6 protein-coding genes are annotated in these 8,122 nt (G+C 67.5%); 4 read left to right on the top strand and 2 right to left on the bottom strand.

Annotated features, from left to right (window positions below; all coding sequences use genetic code 11):
- A partial coding sequence (locus ACFQ27_RS16370) for a hypothetical protein (RefSeq protein WP_377354361.1) occupies nucleotides 1-205 on the bottom strand: 205 nt, incomplete at its 3' end.
- 207 nt (nucleotides 206-412) lie between these two features.
- On the opposite strand from ACFQ27_RS16370, the gene ACFQ27_RS16365 reads away from it, so the two are divergent.
- The 4 genes from ACFQ27_RS16365 to ACFQ27_RS16350 all read left to right on the top strand — a co-directional run bounded on the left by ACFQ27_RS16365 (nucleotide 413) and on the right by ACFQ27_RS16350 (nucleotide 5,911).
- Nucleotides 413-586 carry a hypothetical protein gene (locus tag ACFQ27_RS16365; protein ID WP_377354360.1) on the top strand — a complete coding sequence of 58 codons (174 nt, stop codon included), beginning with the start codon at nucleotides 413-415 and terminating at the stop codon, nucleotides 584-586.
- A gap of 236 nt (nucleotides 587-822) precedes the next feature.
- Nucleotides 823-2,619 carry a M2 family metallopeptidase gene (locus ACFQ27_RS16360; protein ID WP_377354359.1) on the top strand — a complete coding sequence of 599 codons (1,797 nt, stop codon included), beginning with the start codon at nucleotides 823-825 and terminating at the stop codon, nucleotides 2,617-2,619.
- A gap of 76 nt (nucleotides 2,620-2,695) precedes the next feature.
- Nucleotides 2,696-4,243 (top strand): pilus assembly protein TadG, encoded by a 1,548-nt coding sequence (locus tag ACFQ27_RS16355; protein ID WP_377354358.1) that lies wholly within the window; start codon nucleotides 2,696-2,698, stop codon nucleotides 4,241-4,243.
- Between the two features lie 93 nt (nucleotides 4,244-4,336).
- On the top strand, nucleotides 4,337-5,911 hold the full coding sequence (locus ACFQ27_RS16350; protein WP_377354357.1) for a pilus assembly protein TadG: 1,575 nt from the start codon (nucleotides 4,337-4,339) through the stop codon (nucleotides 5,909-5,911).
- A gap of 60 nt (nucleotides 5,912-5,971) precedes the next feature.
- On the opposite strand, the gene ACFQ27_RS16345 is transcribed toward ACFQ27_RS16350, so the two are convergent.
- On the bottom strand, nucleotides 5,972-8,071 hold the full coding sequence (locus ACFQ27_RS16345; RefSeq protein WP_377354356.1) for a hybrid sensor histidine kinase/response regulator: 2,100 nt from the start codon (nucleotides 8,069-8,071) through the stop codon (nucleotides 5,972-5,974).
- Nucleotides 8,072-8,122: the final 51 nt, after the last annotated feature.

Below are 8,122 nucleotides of genomic sequence, written 5' to 3'. Positions count from 1 at the left end.
CTATCCCGCCCCCGAAGGCGGCGATCACCACGGCGGCGGCCGCGAGGCCGGGCACCTGGCCGCGGCGGGCCTGGGCGGCGAAGGCCTTCAGGCGGTCCAGGACGCGCTCGTGCGGGCGCTGAGCTCCGGTCTGCGGCGTCGCTTCCGGCGTGGCGTCCGGCGTCTGCGGCGCGCCCTCGTTCGGCGTCTCGTGATCGGTCGCCATGGGGCCCCCTCCCGGCGTTAAGCGTGTTGCTGTGATCCGAACGCGAAAGCGCGGGCAAGGTCAATCAGAGGCCGATGAAATCGGGCGTCTCGCCTGCCCCGGCGCGGGGTTGAGAGTGCATCGCAACTAGGCGCAACCGCTTGACACCGGCCCGCGTTGGAGTCTCCATCCTGTCACAATTGCTGCAACGCACAACGCGAGGCCGCCATGCCCGACCAACCGTTCGCCTATTCGCTCACCCATGTTGAGAGCGGCTGGTCGTGGTGCGTCTATGACGAGGATGGCGAAACCGTAGCCACCGGCGCGGGCTTTTCCCAATCCGACGCCCAGGCGGCGGTCGAGGATTCCATCCGCCAGGCGATGGCCGGAGTGCGGGTTTAACTCAGTTCCCTTCTCCCCTTGTGGGAGAAGGTGTCAGCGAAGCTGACGGATGAGGGGTTGAAGACCCTGTCAGTTGAGCGCCTGCTGCGGAACCGCCTTGCGACCCCTCATCCGACCCCGCTCCGCGGGGCCACCTTCTCCCACAAGGGGAGAAGGGCTTCAGTGTGCAGCTCAGCTTGACGTAACGCCTGCGTAACGCTCCCTTCTGCGCAAACGCTTTTGGGGAACGCCCGTTCATGAAACTCCGACTTCTCGCCGCGGCGTCGGCGGCGCTGCTGGCCGCTTCGCCGGCGCTGGCGCAATCGAAACCGACGCCGGCCGAGGCCAAGGCCTTTGTCGACAAGGCCGAGGCCGAGCTGGCCGCCTTCAACCTCTATGTGGCCAAGGCCGCCTGGGTGCGCGCCACCTACATCACCGAGGACACCCAGTGGCTGGAGGCCAAGGCCTCGGGCGAGCAGAACGAGCTCGCCACCCGGTTCGCCAAGCAAGCCGCCAAGTATGACGGGGTGGCGGTGGACCCCGTCACCGCCCGCAAGCTGAAGCTGCTCAAGCTCTATCTGGTGCTGCCGGCCCCGGATCGGCCGGGCGCGGCGCAGGAGCTGGCGACCCTGGGGTCGCGGCTGGATTCGACCTATTCCACCGGCAAGTTCCAGTACAAGGGCAAGACGCTCACCCTCAACGACGCCGAGGACGTGCTGGCGAGCTCGCGTGATCCGGCCGAGCTGAAGGCGGTCTGGGAGGGCTGGCACTCCATCGCCACGCCGATGCGGTCCGACTACGCCGAGCTCGTGAAGCTGGCCAATGAGGGCTCGCGCGGCTTGGGCTACAAGGACACCGGGGCCCTGTGGCGCTCGGGCTACGACATGGAGCCGGACGCCTTCGCCGCCGAGACCGACCGGCTGTGGAAGCAGGTCGAGCCCTTCTACAAGAACCTGCACTGCTATGTGCGCGCCCGGCTGAACGACAAGTACGGCGATGCGGTCCAGAAGCGCACCGGCCCGATCCGCGCCGACCTCCTGGGCAACATGTGGGCCCAGCAGTGGGGCAACATCTATGACGTGGTCGCACCCAAGTCCGCGCCCTCAAGCTACAAGCTGGACGACCTCCTGGTCAGCCACGGCTATGACCCGGTGAAGATGGTCAAGACCGGCGAGAACTTCTACTCGTCGCTGGGCTTCTCGCCCCTGCCGCAGACCTTCTGGGAACGGTCGCAGATCACCCGGCCCAGGGACCGTGAGGTGGTCTGTCACGCCTCGGCCTGGGACATCAACGACCGCGACGACATCCGCATCAAGATGTGCACCAAGGTCGACGCCGACGACTTCTACACGGTGCACCACGAGCTCGGGCACAACTACTACCAGCGCGCCTACGCCGATCAGCCGTTCCTGTTCAAGAACGGGGCGAATGACGGCTTCCACGAGGCGATCGGCGACTTCGCCGGCCTGTCGGCGCTGACGCCCACCTATCTGAAGCAGATCGGCCTCCTGGACACCGTGCCCGGCGAGCAGGAGGACATTCCATTCCTCTTGAAGATGGCGCTCGACAAGATCGCCTTCATGCCCTTCGGCCTCTTGGTCGACCGCTGGCGCTGGGAGGTGTTCTCCGGCGAGGTGGACCCGGCCCACTACAACGCCGCCTGGTGGGAGCTCCGGATGAAGTATCAGGGCCTGACCCCGCCGGCCGAGCGCCCGGCCGACGCCTTTGATCCGGGGGCGAAGTACCACGTGCCCGGCAACACGCCCTACACCCGCTACTTCCTGGCCCACATCTACCAGTTCCAGTTCCACCGGGCGGCCTGCCGCCAGATCGGCTGGAAGGGCCCGCTGCATCGCTGCTCGATCTATGGCGAGAAGGAGATGGGCAAGAAGTTCGAGGCCATGCTGGCCATGGGCGCCTCCAAGCCCTGGCCCGAGGAGCTGGCCGCCTTCACCGGCGAGACCCGCACCGACGCCCAGGCGGTGGCTGACTACTTCCAGCCGCTGAACGTGTGGCTGACCAAGCAGAACAAGGGCGAACACTGCGGCTGGTAAGCCCGTGAGTTGAATCTTTCGTTTACCATAAGGGGCGATCCTTCTTCCCGGACCTGAACCGGGAGGGGATCGCCCCGTGAAGCTCGCCGCCGCCCTTCGACGCCTGCTGACGGCGGCCGCGCGGGACGAGCGCGGGGTGGCGGCGGTGTTCTTCGCCCTGGCCCTGGTGCTGCTCAGCCCCATCGCCCTGGGCATGGCCGATCTCTATCTGGGCTCGACCCAGAGGAACCAGCTGCAGGATGCGCTAGACGCCGCGACCCTGTTCGCCGCGCGCTCCAATTCCACCACCAGCGCGGCTGTGGACACGGTCGGCGACAAGGCCCTGGCCGCCAACCTGGTGCTGCCGGCGGGGGTGACCCTGGTGGCCTCGACCTTCACGCTGAGCGGCGACACGGTCACCGGCTACGCCGAGATCACCGCGCCGGCTGTGGCGCCGGGCCTGTGGCCGCACGCCAACCTCAAGGCCAACTCGTCTGTGGTGCGCGGCACCGAGAAGCTGGAAGTGGCCCTGGTGCTCGACAACACCGGCTCGATGGAGGGCACGAAGCTCACCAACACCAAGACCGCCGCCAAGAGCCTGATCGACACCCTGGTGGCCTCGGCCGCCAACTCGACCCTGACCGATCCGCTGAAGATCTCCCTGGTGCCGTTCTCGATGACGGTGCGGGTTCAGGGCACGACCAGCCTGACCAACTACAACACCACCACCCACGCCGGGACCGGCATTCCCACCTGGCTGGACCCGCAGGGCCAGGCGCATTTCGACGACGGCACCGACATCTTCAACGGCAAGCAGGACCGATTCACCCTGATGAAGCAGATGGGCAAGTCGTGGGCGGGCTGTGTCGAGAGCCGCAAGCAGCCCTATGACATCCAGGAGACCGCCCCGACCTCGGGCACGCCGGCCACCATGTTCGTCCCCTATTTCTGGCCCGACGAGGCGGATACGGACGACGGCTTCGATTCCTACAACGACTATCTGAACGACGGGAACAGCAGCAACAACTGGTGGGTTCGGCAGAAGAACGCGGCGAAGTACAACACCACCCTGTCCAGCCGGGTCGATGGGCCCAACCTGGACTGCGACATGCAGACCGTGATCCGCCTGACCACCACCGCCTCGACGGTGAAGACGGCCATCGACAACATGGTCGCCACCGGCGAGACCAACGTGCCGATGGGCCTGGTCTGGGGTTGGCACACCCTGTCGCCCAACGCGCCCTTCGCTGACGGCGCGGCCTATTCCACGGCAAATCTGCGCAAGATCATCGTGCTGATGACCGACGGCGACAACACCTACTCCAGCCCGCGCTGGAGCGACAACGACTCCTATTACGAGGGTCTGGGCTACATCTGGCAGGGTCTGCTGGGCATCACCAGCGGCTCCAACTCCACCCGCACCAGCAAGATGAACGAGCGCTTCACGGCCCTGTGCACCAACATCAAGGCCAAGAACATCACCCTCTACACGGTGGGGGTCAGCGTCTCGAACAGCTCCAAGACCCTGTTGAAATCCTGCGCCTCATCCACCGACAAGTACTATGACGTGACCCAGGCCAGCGACCTGACGGCGGCCTTCAACTCCATCGCCGGCTCCATCGCCAGCCTGCGGATCTCGCAGTAGGCGCCAGGCTCAATTTACCCTGTTCAGGGGCGTCTTCGTTTACGCTGGTCGACGATCTTTCTCTCTCGCGTTCAGAGCCGAGGAGGTCGTTCCGTGAAATCCGACAGCAGCCAGCGGAGCCTGCGCAAGGCCGTCGCCGCGAAGCTGGTGGCCGGCGCACGGGACGAGCGCGGCGTCGCGGCGGTGTTCTTCGCCCTGGCCCTGGTGCTGCTCAGCCCCGTCGTGCTCGGCATAGCCGACCTCTATCTGGGCTCGACCCAGAGGACCCAGCTGCAGGATGCGCTCGACGCCGCGACCCTGTTCGCCGCGCGCTCGAACGCCACCACCAGCACGGCCGTGGACGCCGTCGGCGACAAGGCCCTGGCCGCCAACCTGGTGCTGCCCGCGGGCGTGACCCTGGTGGCGTCGACCTTCACCCTCAGCGGCGACACCGTCACGGGCTATGCGGAGATCACCGCGCCGGCCCTGGCCCCCAGCGTGTGGACCCACGCCAACCTCAAGGCCAGCTCCACCGTCGTGCGCGGCACGGAGAGGCTGGAAGTGGCTCTGGTGCTCGACAACACCGGCTCGATGCAGGGGACCAAGCTCGACAACACCAAGGCCGCGGCCAAGAGCCTGATCGACACCCTGGTGGCGGCGTCGGCCAATGTGGCCGTCACCGACCCGCTGAAGGTCTCCCTGGTCCCCTTCGCCGCCACCGTGCGGGTCCAGGGCGCCACCAGCCTGAACAGCTACAACACCACCACCCACTCCGGCCCCAGCATCCCGTCCTGGATCGATCCCCAGGCTCAGGCGCATGTGACCGACGGCACCGATATCTTCGCCAGCCAGCAGGACCGCTTCGGTCTGATGAAGCAGATGGGCAAGTCCTGGGCGGGCTGCGTGGAAAGCCGCAAGCAGCCCTATGACATCCAGGAGACGGCCCCGACCTCGGGCACGCCGGCCACCATGTTCGTGCCCTACTTCTGGCCGGACGAGGCGGACTATAACGACGGCTTCTACGGCACGGTGAACGACTACCTGGACGATGGCTCGAACAGCTCGAGCTGGTCGACCCGACAGAAGCGCGTCGCCAAGTACAACACCACCCTGTCCGGGTCGGTGGACGGCCCCAACGCGTGGTGCGACCTGCAGCCGGTGATCCGCCTGACCGCCACCACCTCGACGGTGAAGACGGCGATCGACGGCATGGTCGCCTCGGGCGAGACCAATGTGCCCATGGGTCTGATGTGGGGTTGGCACACCCTGAGCCCCAACGCCCCGTTCGGCGACGGCGCGGCCTATTCGACCGCCAATCTGCGCAAGATCATCGTGCTGATGACCGACGGCGACAACACCATGGTCACCCCGTCCGGCTGGAGCAACAACGGCTCCTACTATGGCGGGCTGGGCTATATCTGGCAGGGCCTGCTGGGCATCACCAGCGGCTCTGACGCCACCCGCAACAGCAAGATGAACGACCGCTTCACGGCCCTGTGCGCCGCGGTGAAGGCCAGGAACATCACCATCTACACGGTAGGGGTGGGCGTGTCGGCCAACTCCAAGACTCTGCTGCAGGGCTGCGCCTCGTCCACGGACAAGTACTACGACGTGACCCAGGCCAGCGACCTGACGGCGGCCTTCAACTCCATCGCCGGCTCCATCGCCAGTCTGCGGATCTCGCAGTAGGAGCGAGACCGCCGACGCGAGGGTCGATGCGATAGCCCCCGGCCCCTGGCCGGGGTGGGCTCAGCTCGCGGCGCGCACGGCCTGGTCGTCCTCGCGCTCCAGGGCGGAGGAGACCTGTTCGACCACCTTCAGCAGGCCCTCGGCGGTGATCGGCTTGGTCACGTGGCCATCGGCGCCGGCCTGGTGCGAGGCCTGGGCGTGCTCGGGCATGGCGTTGGCGGTCAGGGTGTAGATCGGCGTGCGCCGCCGGCCCAGCCGGGCCTCGTTGCGACGGATCGCCCGGATGGCGGTGAGCCCGTCCATCACCGGCATCTGCATGTCCATCAGGATCAGGTCGAAGCCGGTCCTTGAGGCCATGTCGACGGCCTCCAGCCCGTTCTCCACACTGACCAGGTTCACGCCCGCGGCGCCCAGGATCAGTTCGACCACTCTCCGGTTGGTGGGATGGTCCTCGGCCAGCAGCACCCGCATGGCGGTCAGGTCGGCCTCGGCCGCGGCCTCGTGCTCGCCCCACATCTCCACCGCGCCGGTGTGGCGGGGCAGTTCGATGGCCAGGGTGAAGACCGAGCCCTCGCCCGGCGTCGAGGCGGCGCTCAGCTCTCCGTCCATGGCCTCGGCCAGGGAGCGCGAGATGGCCAGGCCCAGGCCGGTGCCGCCGTACTTGCGGGTGATGGAGCCGTCGGCCTGCTGGAAGCGGCCGAACAGCCTCTGGCGGGTGGCTTCGTCGAAGCCGATGCCGGTATCGGCGACCTCGAACTCCAGGTGGGTTGTGGTCTCGTCGCGGCGGCCGCGAACCGTAAGCTTCACCTCGCCGGCGGCGGTGAACTTCACCGCGTTGCCCAGCAGGTTGGACAGAATCTGGCGCAGGCGTGGAGCGTCGCCCTCATAGGCGCCGCGGGCGTGGGGCTGGATCTCCACCGACAGCTTCAGGCCCTTGGACTCGGCGTTGGCCTGGAACAGGGCGGCGCAGGCGTTGACCGAGGTCGCCACATCGAAGGTCTCGGGGCGGATCTCCAGCCGGCCGGCCTCGATCCGGGCCAGGTCGAGGATATCGGTGAGCAGGGCTTCCAGGGTCTGGGCCGAGGTCTCGATCAGCCCGACCATCTCAGCCTGGCTTGGCGACAGCTCGGTGCGGCCAAGGGCGCCTGCGACGCCCATGACGCCGTTCAGCGGGGTGCGGATCTCGTGGCTCATATTGGCCAGGAATTCGCTCTTGGCCCGGTTGGCCGCCTCGGCTTCCTCCTTGGCCTTCACCAGTTCGATCTCGGCGCGCTTCTGCTTGTCGATATCGCGCATGACGCCCAGCACGCGCACGATCTGGCCGCGGTCGTCACGCACCGCCTCGCAGGCGGTGAAGGTCCAGGCGGCGTCGCCGTTCTCGAGCAGGCTGCGATGAGTCTGGCGGAAGATCGGCCCCCCCTCCAGGTGCGCCTTCCAGGCGGCCTTGCAGGCCGGGAGGTCCTCGGGGTGGATGTCGCGCCAGACATTGGCGCTGAATTCTTCGTAGGTGGTGTTGAGCGCGCGCTGGGCGCCGGCCTCGATCAGCTCCTCGCGGCTGAAGTCCATCTCCCACGCCCGCAGCTCACCGATGTCCAGGGCCAGCTGCAGCCGCCGCTCGGACCGCTTGGCGTCGTCGAGGGCGGCGGCGGCCTGGTCCTTCATCTCGGCCAGGTCGCGCAAGGTCCGGTGCTGGGCGCACTCGTTGGCGACGATGTCGGCCAGGTCCTGGATGAAGACGGCGAGGTCGGCGTCGAAGGCCCTGGGCTCGGTCCCGGCCACCGCCATCACCCCGATCCGGCGATCCGCCAGCTGGATCGGCGCGCCGGCGTAGAAGCGCAGGCCGCGGGGACCGGTCACATAGGGGTGGGCGTTGAACCGGGCGTCGGCCCGGGCGTCTTCCACCCACAACAGGTCGGGCTGCGTCAGGGCGACGCCGGCGAAGGTGATGGAGGGGTCGGCGGCGTGGTCCCAGTCCTCGGGCGCGTCCATGCGCCAGACGCCGTCGGCGTCGGCGAAGACCACGGCCGATTCCAGCCCGCAGTGCATGCGTGCAAGACGTTCCACCCGCGCGATGGTCGGCGAAAGGCTCGTCAGGTCCAGGTCGCCAAGCGCCGCCAAGCGCCTGGCTGGGTCCGGGGCCGCCGTGGTCCGAGAGGCCATTCTGTCCCCTTAAACAGCGTTAAGCGGGGACTATCAGACCCTTGGCGTTAA

The organism is Phenylobacterium conjunctum (genome assembly GCF_042679085.1).
Taxonomy (GTDB): domain Bacteria; phylum Pseudomonadota; class Alphaproteobacteria; order Caulobacterales; family Caulobacteraceae; genus Phenylobacterium; species Phenylobacterium conjunctum.
Note: the sequence above shows the minus strand (reverse complement) of the source record. Positions and strands in the feature narration are given on the sequence as shown.